Annotated in this window: 16 protein-coding genes; 9 read left to right on the top strand and 7 right to left on the bottom strand. The window is 70.9% G+C overall.

From position 1 onward, the window contains the following. Positions 1-66 precede the first annotated feature (66 nt). Both ACIBEA_RS08210 and ACIBEA_RS08205 read right to left on the bottom strand, forming a co-directional pair. The gene (locus ACIBEA_RS08210; protein WP_399258993.1) at positions 67-1,089 is read right to left on the bottom strand and encodes an NAD-dependent epimerase/dehydratase family protein; all 1,023 of its coding nucleotides are present in this window, start codon (positions 1,087-1,089) and stop codon (positions 67-69) included. A 57-nt stretch (positions 1,090-1,146) separates the two neighbouring features. After that, a complete protein-coding gene (locus ACIBEA_RS08205) occupies positions 1,147-2,295 on the bottom strand; it encodes a hypothetical protein (protein WP_399258992.1) in 1,149 nt (382 codons plus the stop codon). 152 nt (positions 2,296-2,447) lie between these two features. On the opposite strand from ACIBEA_RS08205, the gene ACIBEA_RS08200 reads away from it, so the two are divergent. From ACIBEA_RS08200 to ACIBEA_RS08165, 8 genes are all read left to right on the top strand, one after another. Next, positions 2,448-2,909, top strand: coding sequence for a hypothetical protein (locus ACIBEA_RS08200; protein WP_399258991.1), 462 nt, complete (start codon positions 2,448-2,450; stop codon positions 2,907-2,909). Positions 2,910-2,957: 48 nt separating this feature from the next. Continuing rightward, positions 2,958-3,797: a HipA family kinase gene (locus ACIBEA_RS08195; RefSeq protein ID WP_399258990.1), complete on the top strand. Its 840-nt coding sequence runs from the start codon at positions 2,958-2,960 to the stop codon at positions 3,795-3,797. Continuing rightward, positions 3,794-4,177 carry a DUF3037 domain-containing protein gene (locus ACIBEA_RS08190; RefSeq protein WP_399258989.1) on the top strand — a complete coding sequence of 128 codons (384 nt, stop codon included), beginning with the start codon at positions 3,794-3,796 and terminating at the stop codon, positions 4,175-4,177. Before ACIBEA_RS08195 ends, ACIBEA_RS08190 begins: the two co-directional genes overlap by 4 nt. A 165-nt stretch (positions 4,178-4,342) precedes the next feature. Further along, the gene (gene fabG / locus ACIBEA_RS08185) at positions 4,343-5,104 is read left to right on the top strand and encodes a 3-oxoacyl-ACP reductase FabG (protein WP_399258988.1); all 762 of its coding nucleotides are present in this window, start codon (positions 4,343-4,345) and stop codon (positions 5,102-5,104) included. A 20-nt stretch (positions 5,105-5,124) separates the two neighbouring features. Further along, entirely contained in the window at positions 5,125-5,886 is a 762-nt protein-coding gene (locus tag ACIBEA_RS08180; RefSeq protein ID WP_354381997.1) for an SDR family oxidoreductase, read from the top strand. A gap of 152 nt (positions 5,887-6,038) precedes the next feature. Beyond that, positions 6,039-7,622, top strand: a complete 1,584-nt coding sequence (locus ACIBEA_RS08175; RefSeq protein WP_399258987.1) for an ABC transporter substrate-binding protein — start codon at positions 6,039-6,041, stop codon at positions 7,620-7,622. An 87-nt stretch (positions 7,623-7,709) separates the two neighbouring features. Next, a complete protein-coding gene (locus tag ACIBEA_RS08170; protein WP_399258986.1) occupies positions 7,710-8,387 on the top strand; it encodes a uracil-DNA glycosylase in 678 nt (225 codons plus the stop codon). Between the two features lie 133 nt (positions 8,388-8,520). After that, entirely contained in the window at positions 8,521-9,006 is a 486-nt protein-coding gene (locus ACIBEA_RS08165; protein WP_399259075.1) for a hypothetical protein, read from the top strand. Between the two features lie 37 nt (positions 9,007-9,043). On the opposite strand, the gene ACIBEA_RS08160 is transcribed toward ACIBEA_RS08165, so the two are convergent. Both ACIBEA_RS08160 and ACIBEA_RS08155 read right to left on the bottom strand, forming a co-directional pair. After that, positions 9,044-9,529, bottom strand: a complete 486-nt coding sequence (locus tag ACIBEA_RS08160; protein WP_399258985.1) for a hypothetical protein — start codon at positions 9,527-9,529, stop codon at positions 9,044-9,046. 185 nt (positions 9,530-9,714) lie between these two features. Continuing rightward, positions 9,715-10,236 (bottom strand): DinB family protein, encoded by a 522-nt coding sequence (locus ACIBEA_RS08155; protein ID WP_399258984.1) that lies wholly within the window; start codon positions 10,234-10,236, stop codon positions 9,715-9,717. Between the two features lie 84 nt (positions 10,237-10,320). On the opposite strand from ACIBEA_RS08155, the gene ACIBEA_RS08150 reads away from it, so the two are divergent. Further along, complete coding sequence (locus ACIBEA_RS08150) at positions 10,321-11,226, top strand: Gfo/Idh/MocA family protein (protein WP_399258983.1); 906 nt, start codon at positions 10,321-10,323, stop codon at positions 11,224-11,226. Here ACIBEA_RS08150 and lnt read toward each other — a convergent pair. From lnt to ACIBEA_RS08135, 3 genes are all read right to left on the bottom strand, one after another. Continuing rightward, the gene (lnt, locus tag ACIBEA_RS08145) at positions 11,171-12,775 is read right to left on the bottom strand and encodes an apolipoprotein N-acyltransferase (protein WP_399258982.1); all 1,605 of its coding nucleotides are present in this window, start codon (positions 12,773-12,775) and stop codon (positions 11,171-11,173) included. The two genes, ACIBEA_RS08150 and lnt, sit on opposite strands and share 56 nt — an antisense overlap. Positions 12,776-12,835: 60 nt before the next feature. Next, complete coding sequence (locus tag ACIBEA_RS08140; protein ID WP_399258981.1) at positions 12,836-13,303, bottom strand: nuclear transport factor 2 family protein; 468 nt, start codon at positions 13,301-13,303, stop codon at positions 12,836-12,838. Positions 13,304-13,373: 70 nt separating this feature from the next. Continuing rightward, positions 13,374-13,550, bottom strand: a complete 177-nt coding sequence (locus ACIBEA_RS08135; RefSeq protein WP_399258980.1) for a hypothetical protein — start codon at positions 13,548-13,550, stop codon at positions 13,374-13,376. Positions 13,551-13,710 lie beyond the last annotated feature (160 nt).

Raw genomic sequence — 13,710 nt, 5'->3', positions numbered from 1 at the left:
GAAGCCGGCGGCTGTTGCCGCCGAACCCGTGCTCATGGCCGGAACCTTCATGTTCACTCCGTCTTCCTACAGTCGGCCGGCTTCGACCGCGCCGACCACCCATGGGACGACCTCGTCGAGCATCTCGTCGAGGCTCACCCCGGCCGTGAAGCCGAGCAGATCGCGCGCCTTCGACACGTCGGGTATCCGCTTCTGGACGTCGTGCTCGAAGGCGGGGTCGTTCACGACCTCGAACGGCACGCCGGGCCTCAGTCTCGACCAGATGCGTTCGGCGAGGTCGAGTACCGTCGTCGACTCGGCGGTCGAGAGGTTGAAGTCCTCGTTCGTCGCCGACTCGTGCTCCATCGCCAGGACGATTCCGCGGGCCAGGTCGCCGCCGTAGGTGTAGTGCCGGACCTGTCGGCCGTCGCCCAGGATGCGCAGCGGGTGCTGCCCCTTGACGATCTTCTGTACGAGATCCGACACCACGTGGGACATGGCGAGCTTGATGGTGCCGGACGAGCAGGTGGCCTGGGCGAGTGCGCGGATCTCGCCCACCCCGACGCAGTTGAACGGTCGGACGATGGTGTAGGGCAGGCCGTACTGGTCCCAGGCGGCCCGCGCGAAGTACTCGGTGGCCAGTTTCTGGAACCCGTAGGAGGAGCGCGGCGGGGGGACCGCCAGTTGGTCCCCCTCGCGCGATGGCCAGTGGTCCGTGGACTCGAAGACCATCGACGACGAGATGTAGGTGACCTTGCGCAGCCGGCCGGACCGGTGGGCGCGGATCGCCGCGTCGCAAGTGCTCGCGATGATCCGTTCGTTGGCGGCGAGCAGGTCATAGGGATAGGTGTGGAAGTAGGAGATGCCACCGATCAGGGCCGCACCGGCGATCAGGTGGTCGCGGTCCCTCAGTAGCTCCTCGACGACGGTGACGTCGGATGCGTCTCCCTCGACCAGCCGGTACCGGGGGTGGCGGTCGTAAGAGCGGGTGACCGGGCCGTACTTGGAGTAGTCGTCCAGCCCGACCACATCGTGACCGTCGGCGAGGAGCTGTTGCACGAGATACCCGCCGATGAAGCCGGCGGAGCCGGTGACGAGGACATGTGCCATTCTCGGCTGCATCCTTCCGGTGAGGACATCGAGGGTGCTGGCGTGGCGATGACGCGTTCATCGAAAGGTGTCCGACAGCTTGCTCCACCGCGTCGCCGACCCTCCCGTCGCCGTCAGCATCGTATTCTCCGACACGCGCAAGGTGATGCGAGAGGAATCCTGGCGCTCGCCCAGTGGTAGGTCGACCAGATCCCCGATCACTTCGGTCCCGCCGCCATTTCGAAGGATGGCGCCGCAGAACATGTTGCTGAACGATCGGCCCTGATCATGGCTCAGTCCCATCCACCACAGTGTGCTGCCGACTTGGCGGAGATAGTAGGTGCCATGGTCGTCCCCCGCCCACGTACCGGTGAGGGTTCCGCGAGCAATCGGTTCGACGATGTCGAGCGAGTACACAGGGCCGAGGAGCAGGGCCTCGTCATCGAACGGAGCATCAGCTCGGCGCTCGGGTTCCTCTTGCTGAGCCGAGAGGAAACCGGAGACTCGGATTTCTGTGCCCGGCGTGATCCTCCGGTCAAGAATCCGGACGGAACCATCGGATGCCACGCTGACACCACCGTTCACAGGCTGCCCATTACTGAACAGCACGCTGTTTCCGTCACGTTGTTTCCAGCCCGGAAGGAAGGATGAACCGGTGACATCCGGAATCCGGCACTGCAACGGCTGATCAGCCAGCCGGGCCGACGGCGCCCCCGGCAAACGCGACAGCGCTTGGTCCGGCCTTACGGACAGAACGATGTCACCGTCGAGCATGAACGGTTCCGTCACCACCGTGCCCTGAACAACCGCGGTCTCGGCGTAGACCCTGCCGCGCTTCGAACCGATGCGATCGAAATCGGCGATCCGCTCCGTCACACTGATCTGGTGCGGCTTTTCGACTCGGCGCCACAGCCGCCCGCCGAACCCTCCGACCTCATGCACGGCTCGCATCTGCGAGTCCGAGTCGACCACCAGATCGATGATGCCGTTCTGTGGCATGCCACCACGCGGAGTATCGGCCCATTCGCCGAGAACGATGTCGCCCGCCATGCGGCCGCAGAACACATTGGCGAATCTGACGCCGGGATGAAACTCGTCGGCGCCGAGCGGCGAGTCCGCGCTCAGGCCGATCCACCAGATCCTCCCGAGATGATGGCGCACGTAGTAAATGGCCTTGTCATCGCCCAGCCAGAGACCGGTCAGGCTTCCGTTCGCCGATTCCCCCACGTGCGCCCGATACCCCTGCCGGCTCTCAGGGAAACGCCTCGGCTTCGGGCGGCTGTTGCCGTGCCGAACTCGATCATGCGTCCGGTCGATGCAATTCCTTGTCGCGATACGGCAGTTGTGTGATAGTCGACTCCGTCGAGTGAGGGGACACCATGTCCGGCGAGCTGATCACCGAACTGGCATCGGCCGGAGCGCTGGCGCTGCTCAACGCCGTTGCGACCGATGCCTGGCAGGGAGCCCGGGCCGGATTCACGCGACTGTTCGGACGTGGTGAGGCCGAGCGGGAACGCATCGTGGCCACCCGGATCGACGAGGTCGCGGCACAGTTGGAAGGCGCCGGGGAGCAGCGCCGGGATCAGGTGCGGGAGGCGTTGCTGCTCGTCTGGCGAACCCGGCTCACCGACCTGCTGGAAGAGCGGCCGGACGCGATCCGAGAGATGCGGGCCCTCGTCGCGCACCTCCAGGCCATGTCACCGGACGCACCGTCACAGGGCACAGCGGCGGTCGGAACCGGATCGGCCTTCTCCGCCAACTCCGGAGGCTTGAACATCACGAACACCGGCACGGTCGGGGACATCACCGTGCACGGCGACCCGAGTCGTCACGGGGCCTGAGCGCATACGCCTCGGATGTGAATCCCGGTCGCCGGATAGCCTGGGAAAATGCTCACAGAAGTGATCGCGACCCGCTACGTCACGCCCTTGCGTGAGGGCGGCTCGCTGCCGGGGATCGTCGAGGCCGACGATCTCGGCACATACGTCATGAAGTTCACCGGAGCCGGCCAGGGCCGCAAGACCCTGGTCGCCGAAGTCGTCTGCGGGCGCCTGGCCCAGCGGCTGGGGCTGCGCGTCCCACCGCTGGTGCAGATGCAGCTCGACCCCGTCATCGGGCTCGGCGAGCCCGACCAGGAGGTCCAGGAGCTGCTCAAGGCCAGCGGCGGACTCAACCTCGGGATGGACTACCTGCCCGGGTCGATCGGCTTCGACCCGCTGGCCTACCAGGTGGATCCGGCCGAGGCGGGCCGCGTCGTCTGGTTCGACGCCCTGATCAACAACGTCGACCGGTCCTGGCGCAACCCGAACATGTTGGTCTGGCACGGTGACCTGTGGCTCATCGACCACGGCGCCACGATGATCTGGCACCACAACTGGCCGACCGCGGCCGCCGCGGCGGCCAAGCCGTACAACGCCTCCGACCACGTCCTGGCCCCGGTCGGCCCGGACATCGCGGCTGCCGCCGCCGAGCTGGCCCCCCTCGTCACGCGGGAGCTGCTCACCGAGGTCGCGGCCGACGTCCCGGACGAGTGGCTGGTCGACGAGCCGGGCTTCGAGTCCACCGACGCCGTGCGCCGCGCCTACGTGGACGCCCTGCTGCCGCGCGCCGCGACGATCCACGAGCGGATCACCATGGAGGCCGAGGTGAAGGCTCGCAGCGGCCCTCCCGGCTGGCTCGCCGAACGCCTTGCCCCCCTGCCCCACGACAAGAAGAGCGACAGCCGGTGACCGAGCGGTACGTGTTCGAATACGCGCTGGTGCGCGTGGTGCCCCGGATGGAGCGCGGGGAGTGCTTCAACGCCGGGGTCATCCTCTACTGCCGGGCGCACTCGTACGTCGCCGCGCGCGTCCACCTGGACGAGGCGAAGCTCCTCGCCCTGGACCCGAAGGCCGATGTGGCCGGTGTGCGGGCCGCCCTGCGCGGGGTCGCGGGCGTGTGCGCGGGCGGCGACGCCGCCGGGCAGGCCGCGGGCGATGACGCCGGGCGGCGCTTCCGCTGGCTGATCGCCCCGCGCAGCACCGTCGTGCAGCCCGGTCCGGTGCACACCGGGCTGACGGCCGACCCGGAGGCGGAGCTGGCCCGGCTGTTGGAGCTGCTGGTGTACTGACCGCGCCCGGTGGGTTCCGGTCACGGCACCAGGAGCCCCGGCGCCCGGTGGCGTTGACACCGGGTGCCGGGGCTCCTAGCGTCTCTTCAGCCGAAGCTACTAAGCGGTTGCTCACCCAGGGGGGGGCGCCGCCGACAGGGCATCCCCAGCGCGAGGAGAACCAGCATGTCCACCACCGAGCAGCGCGTCGCCATCGTCACCGGGGCGGCCCGGGGCATCGGCGCGGCCACCGCCGTGCGCCTGGCCGCGGAGGGCCGGGCCGTCGCCGTCCTCGACCTCGACGAGGACTCCTGCAAGGACACCGTGGAGGCGATCACGGCCGCGGGCGGCAAGGCCGTCGCGATCGGCTGCGACGTGTCGGACAGTGCCCAGGTGGAGGCGGCGGTGGAGCGGGTCGCGAGCACGCTCGGCGCGCCGACCGTCCTGGTCAACAACGCGGGCGTGCTCCGCGACAACCTGCTCTTCAAGATGAGCGACACCGACTGGGACACCGTCATGAACGTGCACCTGCGCGGTGCGTTCCTGATGGCCCGCGCCTGTCAGAAGTACATGGTGGAGGCCAAGTTCGGCCGCATCGTCAACCTCTCCAGCAGCTCGGCCCTGGGCAACCGCGGCCAGGCCAACTACGCGGCTGCCAAGGCGGGACTCCAGGGCTTCACCAAGACGCTGGCCTTCGAGCTCGGCAAGTTCGGCGTCACGGCCAACGCCGTGGCCCCCGGGTTCATCGTCACCGAGATGACCGCGCAGACGGCCGCCCGCATCGGCATGGGCTTCGAGGAGTTCCAGGCCGCCGCCGCCACCCAGATCCCCGTGCAGCGCGTCGGCCGTCCGGAGGACATCGCCAACGCCATCGCCTTCTTCACCGGCGAGGCCGCGGGCTTCGTCTCGGGCCAGGTCATGTACGTGGCCGGCGGCCCCCTCAACTGACGAGAGGCAGGGCGTACGTCATGACGTACAACGGCATCGACAGCGGCAAGGTCGCGCTGATCACCGGAGCCAGCCGGGGCATCGGCTACGGCGTCGCGGAGGCCCTGGTCGCCCGCGGCGACCGGGTCTGCATCACCGGCCGCAACGAGGACACCCTCAAGGAGGCCGTCGAGCGGCTCGGCGCGGACCGGGTGATCGGGGTCGCGGGCAAGGCGCACGACGAGGAGCACCAGGCGGTCGCCGTCGAGCGCACGATGGAGGCCTTCGGCCGGGTCGACTTCCTCGTGAACAACGCGGGCACCAATCCGGTCTTCGGGCCGATCGCGGACCTGGACCTCGGGGTCGCCCGCAAGGTCTTCGAGACGAACGTGATCTCGGCGCTCGGCTTCGCCCAGCGGACCTGGCACGCCTGGCAGAAGGACCACGGCGGCGCGATCGTGAACATCGCATCCATCGCCGGCGTCTCCGCCTCGCCCTTCATCGGGGCGTACGGGATGAGCAAGGCCGCGATGATCAACCTGACCCTCCAGCTCGCCCACGAGATGGCCCCCGGGGTCCGGGTGAACGCCATCGCGCCGGCGGTGGTCAAGACGAAGTTCGCGCAGGCCCTCTACGAGGGGCGCGAGCAGGAGGCGGCGGCGGCCTATCCGCTCGGTCGGCTCGGCGTGCCCTCGGACATCGGCGGCGCCGCCGCATTCCTCACCTCGGCGCAAGCGGAATGGATTACCGGGCAGACTCTGGTCGTCGACGGAGGAATTTTTCTGAATGCCGGAGTCGGCTGACCGATAACCGGACGGATGCGCTCCCGACCGGGTGGTAAATGCGTATCGAATATGCACGGAACCGGTCAAGTGCCCCACGGAACCTCCTTATTGGATCCGTGGGGCACTGCGGTAGGGTCTGCCGCACCCCTGGCCGATCGAGGAGCGTGCACGTGTTCAACCGGACCAGATGCCTGCAGATCACTGCGGCCCTTGCGTCCATATCCCTGCTCGCCGGCTGCGGGCTGATTTCGGATTCGAGCGCAGATCAGACAAAAAGAATCGTCGTGGGTACGACGAGCGCGCCGAGCACCCTCGATCCCGCGGCGGCCTGGGACGGCTCGTGGGAGCTTTACCGGAACGTTTATCAGACACTCCTGGCATTTCCCACGGGAAGTACCAAACCGCAGCCCGACGCCGCGCAGAGCTGCGAGTTCACCGACTCCGCCAACGAGGCCTACCGCTGCACCCTGCGCAAGGGCCTGAAGTTCTCCGACGGCGAGGCGCTCGACGCCAAGGCCGTCAAGCACTCCCTCGACCGGATCCGCAAGATCGGCTCCAAGGTCGGCCCCAAGGACCTCTTCGGCAGCCTCGACCGCATCGAGACCCCGGACCCGCTGACGGTCGTCTTCCAGCTGAAGACCCCCGACGCGACCTTCCCCTTCGTGCTCGGCTCGCCCGCCGCCTCGCTCGTGGCCCCCAACGAGTACCCGGCCGACAAGGTCCGCAAGGACGGCAAGGTCACCGGCTCCGGGCCCTACGTCCTCGACTCCTACAAGGAGAACTCCGAGGCGGTCCTGAGCAACTACGGCAACTACCAGGGCTTCGCGCAGAACAAGAACAACGGCGTGACCATCCGCTACTTCCCGGACTCCAAGAAGATGGTCGCGGCGCTCAAGGACAAGGAGATCGACGCGACCTACCGCGGCCTCTCCGCGGACGAGATCAAGGACCTGCAGAGCCCCGCCTCGCACGCCGCGGGCATCCAGGTCGTCGACAACGTCGGCGCCGAGATCCGCTACCTGGTCTTCAACCCGAAGGACCCGGCGGTCGCCAAGCTCCCCGTCCGCGAGGCCATCGCCCAGGTCGTCGACCGCGGAGCGCTCGTCGCCAAGGTCTACCAGGGCACCGCGGAACCGCTGTACTCGATGGTCCCCAAGGGCGTCGTGGGCCACAAGACGCCCTTCTACGACCGCTTCGGCCAGCCGGACGTCGACAAGGCCAAGAAGCTCCTCCAGAAGGCGGACATCGCGACCCCGGTGCCGCTCACCTTCTGGTACACCACCGACCGCTACGGCTCCTCCACCGCGCCGGAGTTCGCCGAGCTCAAGCGCCAGCTGGACGCGAGCGGCCTCTTCAACATCACCCTGCGCGGCAAGCCCTGGAAGGAATTCCAGGAGGGCTACAAGGGCGGCGAGTACCCGGTCTTCGGCCGCGGCTGGTTCCCCGACTTCCCGGACCCCGACAACTTCATCGCGCCGTTCGTCGGCAAGGAGAACGCGGTCGGCACCCCCTACGAGAACCCCGAGATCCTCACCGACCTGCTCCCCAAGTCCCGGCGCGAGAGCGACCGCTCGGCGGTCACGCGCGAGTTCGAGCGGGCGCAGCAGATCTTCTCCGAGGACGTCCGGTTGCTGCCCCTGTGGCAGGGCAAGCTGTACGTCGCCGCGCGCGACGACATCGCCGGCGGGGAGCGGGCGCTGGACCCGCAGACCGCCATGCAGATGTGGGAGCTGTCCCGCAAGACCAGCTGGTAGCGCGGGAACGGGGCGGCCGGGTCCGTTGTCAGTGGGTGCCGGTAGGTTCTGGAGCAGTTGCACGAACGCGTACCGGAGGTTGTCGACGTGACCCAGCTGCTGCCCGAGTCCTGGCTGCCCGTCCTCGGTGAGGAACTGGACAAGCCCTACTTCAGCGAACTCCTGGAGTTCGTGGAGAAGGAGCGGGCCGAAGGACCGGTCTACCCGCCGCGCGAGCAGGTCTTCGCGGCGCTGGAGGCCACGCCCTTCGACCAGGTGAAGGTGCTGGTGCTCGGCCAGGACCCCTACCACGGCGCCGGCCAGGGCCACGGGCTGTGCTTCTCGGTACAGCCCGGCGTGCGGACCCCGCCCTCCCTGCGCAACATCTACAAGGAGATGAAGGAGGAGCTGGACCTGCCCGTCCCGGACAACGGCTACCTGATGCCGTGGGCCGAGCAGGGCGTCCTGCTGCTCAATGCGGTGCTGACCGTCCGCGAGGCCGAGCCCAACTCGCACAAGGGCAAGGGCTGGGAGAAGTTCACCGACGCGGTGATCCGCGCGGTCGCCGCCCGGCCCGACCCGGCCGTCTTCGTCCTGTGGGGGGCCTACGCGCAGAAGAAGCTCCCGCTGATCGACGAGGAGCGCCACGTGGTCGTCAAGGGCGCCCACCCCTCGCCGCTGTCGGCGAAGAAGTTCTTCGGCTCCCGCCCCTTCACGCAGATCGACGAGGCCGTCGCCGCCCAGGGCCATGAGCCGATCGACTGGCGGATCCCGAACCTGGGCTGACGCCCGACCGCGCCTCGGCGCCATTGAGGCCCGCTCCGGCTAGCTTCTGGATGATCGGACCGCAGCGGGTCCGACCAGGAAGCCGGAGGCCGCATTGACCGAGCAGCAGCAGGAGGCGTCGGAGGACGCCGTCATGACCAGGATCGGCCAGGCGATCATCCTGCTGCACGCCGGAGACCGGGAAGAGGCGCGCAACCGTCTCGGTGACATCTGGAACGAGATCGGCGAGGAGGGCCCCGCCCTCCACCGCTGCACCCTCGCGCACTACATGGCCGACGCCCAGGACGACCCGGCCGACGAACTCGCCTGGGACCTGCGGGCGCTGAACGCCGCCGACGGGCTGCGGCAGGAGCCCATCACCCTGCCCCTGCCGCAGCCGCACTCCGCCGTGCGGGTCTTCTACCCGTCCCTGCACCTGAACCTGGCGGCCGACTACGTCAAGCTGAGCCGCCCCGAGGCGGCCCGGATCCACCTGGCCCGGGCCAGGGCGGCCACCGGCGCGCTCGCCGACGACGGATACGGGGACGGCGTACGGGCGGCCATCTCGCGGCTCGAACTGCGCCTCGGGACGGGACCGGACGCGGGTCCCCGCGCCACCCCCTTCCCCGGCCAGCAGTAGCTCCCGCGGCGCCCGCACGGGTCGCTCCCGCAGCGGATCAACCGCCGTGGACGCCCCCGCAGATCCTGGCCTCCGGACTGTCCGGCTGCCAGCCGCCGTGCCTGCGGCCCAGCGCGCACACGTCGGCGGGCCGCACCGGAAGGGCGGGCATCAGCTGCCGCTCCAACTCCGCCTGCGGCCCCTGCTCCGCGCCGCCGTGCCCGTGCCCGCGCCCGTGGTGGCGCACGGCGGGCCCGGACGGCGGGCGGGCGGGCTCCGGAATGTCCGGCACCGGGGGCGCCGCGTCCGCGGGCCCCCGCTCCGGCCGGGCCGCACCGCCCGGCGTGCTCCGCTGCGCCGCGCCGCCGCCCGCCGCGGCCTGCGGCTGCCCGCGCCCGGCCGGGACGGTCTTCAGCGCCTCCAGGGCGGGGGCCATGACGACCACCGGCGCGGCCCCCGGGCCGCCGTGCGGATCGTGCTGCTGGTGCGGGGGCGGCGGCTCGGCGGAAGCGGCCCCGGCGGGCTGCGGCGCGTGGGGACTCACGCTCACGCAGCCGGAAACGGCCGAGACCGCACAGGCGACTCCGAGGAGCAGTTTTGTCGTGGTTCGGGTTGGATGCACCCGCGCAACTCTGCTGTGTGAACACCCGGTTGCGAAAACCCGCGGGCGATATTCACCCCGCACGGGTGACAGCTACTGGCCGGTTGCCACTCGGCCGCGCGGCCGCGTCACTCGCCCGTCGCCCCGTCGATGTGCTCCCGCAGCAGGTCCGCGTGCCCGTTGTGGCGCGCGTACTCCTCGATCATGTGGGTGTAGACCCAGCGCAGGTTGAACTGCTCACCGCTGCGGCTGCTGCGCCCGATCGACACCGCGTCGAGCGAACGGCCCGCCGCCGCCTGCCGCGCGCGCTCGATCTCCTCGCGCCAGATCTGCTCGGCCTCGTCCCAGGTGTCCTCCTCGGTGAGGTGGAACTCGGCGTCCGGGTCCTCCTCCGTGCAGTAGAGGTCCTCCAGGTCCTCGCCCAGGGTGATCTCCCGGAACCAGTACCGCTCCACCTCCGACATGTGCCGTACGAGCCCCAGCAGGCTCAGTCCGGACGGCTCCAGCGAGGTCCGCCGCAACTGCTCGTCGGTCAGGCCCGCGCACTTCCAGGCCAGGGTGGCCCGGTGGAAGTCGAGCCACCCGTCCAGCATGTCCCGCTCGTTGGCGGTGGTGGACGGTTCGGTGCGGTCGGTCGTAGGAGTGCTCATGATCCGATACTGGCCGACGGGGGCCCCTCCCACCAGGTATTAAGCTGCGGGCGGTACTGGACGGAACGAACGAGGAGGAACCCCGTGAAGGTCGCATGCATCGGACTCGGTGACATCGCCCGGAAGGCGTACCTGCCCGTCCTCACCGCACGCCCGGAGGTCGAACTCCATCTGCAGACCCGCACGCCGGCCACCTTGGACCGGATCGGGGCCCTGCACCACGTCCCGGCGGAGCGCCGCCACACCGACCTCGACGACCTGCTCGCGCAGGGCCTCGACGCCGCCTTCGTGCACGCCCCGACCGCGGTCCACCCCGAGATCGTCGCGCGGCTCCTGGAGGCCGGGGTCGCGACGTACGTGGACAAGCCGCTCGCCTACGAGTTGGCCGCCTCGCGGCACCTGGTCGAGCTCGCCGAGGAACGCGGCGTCTCGCTGGCCGTCGGCTTCAACCGCCGGCACGCGCCCGGCTACGTCCAGTGCGCCGACCACCCGCGCGAGCTGATCCTGATGCAGAAGAACCGGGTCGGCCTGCCCGAGGACCCCCGCACCCTGGTCCTCGACGACTTCATCCACGTCGTGGACACCCTGCGCTTCCTGCTGCCGGGCGAGGCCGACCACGTCGACGTACGGGCCGTGGTCCGCGAGGGCCTGATGCACCAGGTGGTGCTCCAGCTCTCCGGCGCCGGCTTCACCGCGCTCGGCATCATGAACCGGCTCTCCGGCTCCACCGAGGAGGTCCTGGAGGTCTCCGGGCAGGACACCAAGCGGCAGGTGGTCAATCTGGCCGAGATCATCGACCACAAGGGCCAGCCCACCACGCGGCGGCGCGGGGACTGGGTGCCGGTCGCCCGCCAGCGCGGCATCGAACAGGTCGTGGACGCCTTCCTGGAAGCCGTCGCGGCGGGCCGCACGCTCAGTGCCCGGGACGCCCTGCTCACCCACGAGCTGTGCGAGCGCGTGGTGCGCTCGGCTCTGGAACAGGCCTCCTGAGCGAGCCGCCGCGCAGCGCGCGCACGCCCTCGCCCGCGCAGTACACCGCCAGCGCGCCGAGGGCCGCGGCCACCGGCCAGTCGCCGAAGCGCACGTAGAGGGTGGTGCCCCGGGCCAGCGGCACCTCGTACACCTGCGCCGCGGAGGCGGAGCCCGGCAGCGGCGGGCCGACGAGCTCGCCCGACGGGCCGTGCACCTCGCTGATGCCGGTGAGGGTGGCGTGCACCGTCGGCCTGCCGTTCTCGGCGGCGCGCAGCGCCCCCAGCGACGCGTGCTGCGCCGGGGCCCAGCTGCCCTGGAAGGTGGCGGTCGAGGACTGGTCGACCAGCAGGGCCGCGCCCTCGCGGGTGAGGTGGCGGCTCATGTCGGGGAACGCCGACTCGAAGCAGACCAGCGGCCCGATCCGGACCTCCGTCGCCGGCCCCGCGCCCGCCCCCGTCCCCGCGGCCGCGCCGGGCAGCTCCATCACCACCGGGGCGCTGCCCGGACGCCGGTCCTCCGCGGCCGCCTTGCCCGCCGAGGTCACCCAGCCGAGCACCGCCCGCGCCGGTATGTACTCACCGAAGGGGACCAGCCGCATCTTGTCGTAGCGCTCACCCGTCGGCCCCCGCGGACCCACCAGCACCGCGCTCTTGTAGATGCCGGGCGCGCCGCCGCTGCCGTCGGCGGTGCGCCGCGCGTCCACATTGACCAGCAGGGGCGCCCCGACCCGCGCCGACAGGTCCGCGAGCCGCCGGGCCAGGTCGGGCCGCGCGGCCAGGTCGGCGCCGACGCTGCTCTCGCCCCACACCACCAGATCGAGGCGCCGCCCGACCAGTTGCCGGGTCAGCCGCTCGCCGGTGGCGAACCGCTGCTCGATGCCCGCGGCGGCCCCCTGCGGGCCGATCTGTACGACCGCCACCCGCAGCTGACCGGCGGGGGTCGGCCCGGGCAGCCACAGCCACACCGCGCCGGTGAGCAGCGCGCATCCGCTCACCCCGGCCGCCGCCGGGATCCGCGCGGCGGGCGCCGCGACCAGCAGCACCAGCGCGCAGTTCACCGCGACGATCAGCAGGCTGAGCAGCCACACCCCGCCCACGGAGGCCAGCCGCAGCGCCGGCGCCACCTGCCACTGGCTCGCCCCGAGCAGCCCCCACGGCCCGCCGAGCCCCTGCCACGACCGCAGCTGCTCCGACAGCAACCAGCCCGCCGGTACGAGGACCAGCGCGGCGCTCGCCCGCCCCGCGGCCACGGCTCCGCCGAGCAACCGCCGTACCAGCAGCCCCCAGGGGATCCACAGCACGCCGAGCAGCGCGGCCAGCGGGAAGAGGAACACGTGCAGGCTGGGCAGCAGCCAGTGGTGGACCGCCAGGATGAAGCCGGCGCCCCCGAGCCACCCCATCAGGGCGGCCCGCCGGCCCGTCGGCGCCGCGCGCAGCAACAGCATCCAGGGCACCAGGGCCACGTACGCGAACCACCAGAGCGCGGGCGCGGGGAAGGACAGGGCGGGCAGTGCCCCGGCCGGTACGGCGGCCACCGCGTGCCACCACCGGGGCCGGTCGGTCAGCATGGCGCGCCTCCGCTTCCAGTGTGCGGCCGCCGGTCCCGGGCGGACAGGCGGGCAGCCGTATCAGGCGGACAGGTGGCGCCACTTCTCGTGGACCGTGACGCCGGTCAGGCGCCACCCGTCGCGGGTGCGGGCGAGCACGAAGGTGTAGCGCCCGGCGGCCACGAAGTTCGGCGCCGTGATGCCGGCATCGGAGTCTTCCCCGGCCAGCCGCATCGGATTCAGGAAGTCCGCCTTCACTTCGGCGCGGTCACCGGCCGAGCCGTCCAGGGTCTCCAGGTCGATCCGCCGGTTGACGATCAGGTGCTGGCGCACGGGGAAGAGCCGCATCGTCTCCTCCAGCCACGCCGCGACCTCGTGGACCGGACCCTCGATCCCGCCCGCCGAGCTGTAGTCCGCCCGCCCCGCCGCGGTGAACAGGGCCCGGTACGCCGCCCAGTCGCCGTCGTCCACCGCCACCGCGTACCCGGTCACCACGGCATCGATCGCCAGCCGGTCCATCACCGTCGCGAGTTCCACACGCTGCGTCATCGGGTCAGTGTGGGACAGCGGGCCCGCGAGTCCAAGGGGCGCGGCGCCTCCGGATCCGCAGGCGGGCCGCTCAGTGACCGGAACGCGCCTCCCGTTGCCCGACCACGACGAGGAACGCGTCGCTGGCGAGATCCATGACGACCTCGGCCGCGATCCCCTCGTGCTTGCGCTGGGCGGCGTACTCCTCGGCCGGCCAGCTTCCCCACGGACTTCCGGCCGGAAAACGCTCCAGCACCACTCGCTTCATGGCTGTGCACCCCCTGCTGCGTCACCGTTCTCCCAGGCACAACGACGCGGGGGGGGGGGGCGGCGGGGCGCGGCCCGGGCCCCCCCCCGGGGGGGGGGGGGGGGGGCCCGGCCGCCCCCCCCCCCGGGGGGGCCGCGCCCCCCCCCCCCCCCCCCGGGGG

This window comes from Streptomyces sp. NPDC051555, from assembly GCF_044454405.1.
Taxonomy (GTDB): Bacteria; Actinomycetota; Actinomycetes; order Streptomycetales; family Streptomycetaceae; genus Streptomyces.
Note: the sequence above shows the minus strand (reverse complement) of the source record. Positions and strands in the feature narration are given on the sequence as shown.

Excerpts from the sequence above, each read along its gene's own strand:
- ACIBEA_RS08210 (WP_399258993.1), bottom strand. The coding sequence starts at position 1,089 with ATGGCACATGTCCTCGTCACCGGCTCCGCCGGCTTCATCGGCGGGTAT.
- ACIBEA_RS08200 (WP_399258991.1), top strand. The coding sequence starts at position 2,448 with ATGTCCGGCGAGCTGATCACCGAACTGGCATCGGCCGGAGCGCTGGCG.
- ACIBEA_RS08195 (WP_399258990.1), top strand. The coding sequence starts at position 2,958 with ATGCTCACAGAAGTGATCGCGACCCGCTACGTCACGCCCTTGCGTGAG.
- fabG (WP_399258988.1), top strand. The coding sequence starts at position 4,343 with ATGTCCACCACCGAGCAGCGCGTCGCCATCGTCACCGGGGCGGCCCGG.
- ACIBEA_RS08180 (WP_354381997.1), top strand. The coding sequence starts at position 5,125 with ATGACGTACAACGGCATCGACAGCGGCAAGGTCGCGCTGATCACCGGA.
- ACIBEA_RS08165 (WP_399259075.1), top strand. The coding sequence starts at position 8,521 with ATGACCAGGATCGGCCAGGCGATCATCCTGCTGCACGCCGGAGACCGG.
- ACIBEA_RS08155 (WP_399258984.1), bottom strand. The coding sequence starts at position 10,236 with ATGAGCACTCCTACGACCGACCGCACCGAACCGTCCACCACCGCCAAC.
- lnt (WP_399258982.1), bottom strand. The coding sequence starts at position 12,775 with ATGCTGACCGACCGGCCCCGGTGGTGGCACGCGGTGGCCGCCGTACCG.
- ACIBEA_RS08140 (WP_399258981.1), bottom strand. The coding sequence starts at position 13,303 with ATGACGCAGCGTGTGGAACTCGCGACGGTGATGGACCGGCTGGCGATC.
- ACIBEA_RS08135 (WP_399258980.1), bottom strand. The coding sequence starts at position 13,550 with ATGAAGCGAGTGGTGCTGGAGCGTTTTCCGGCCGGAAGTCCGTGGGGA.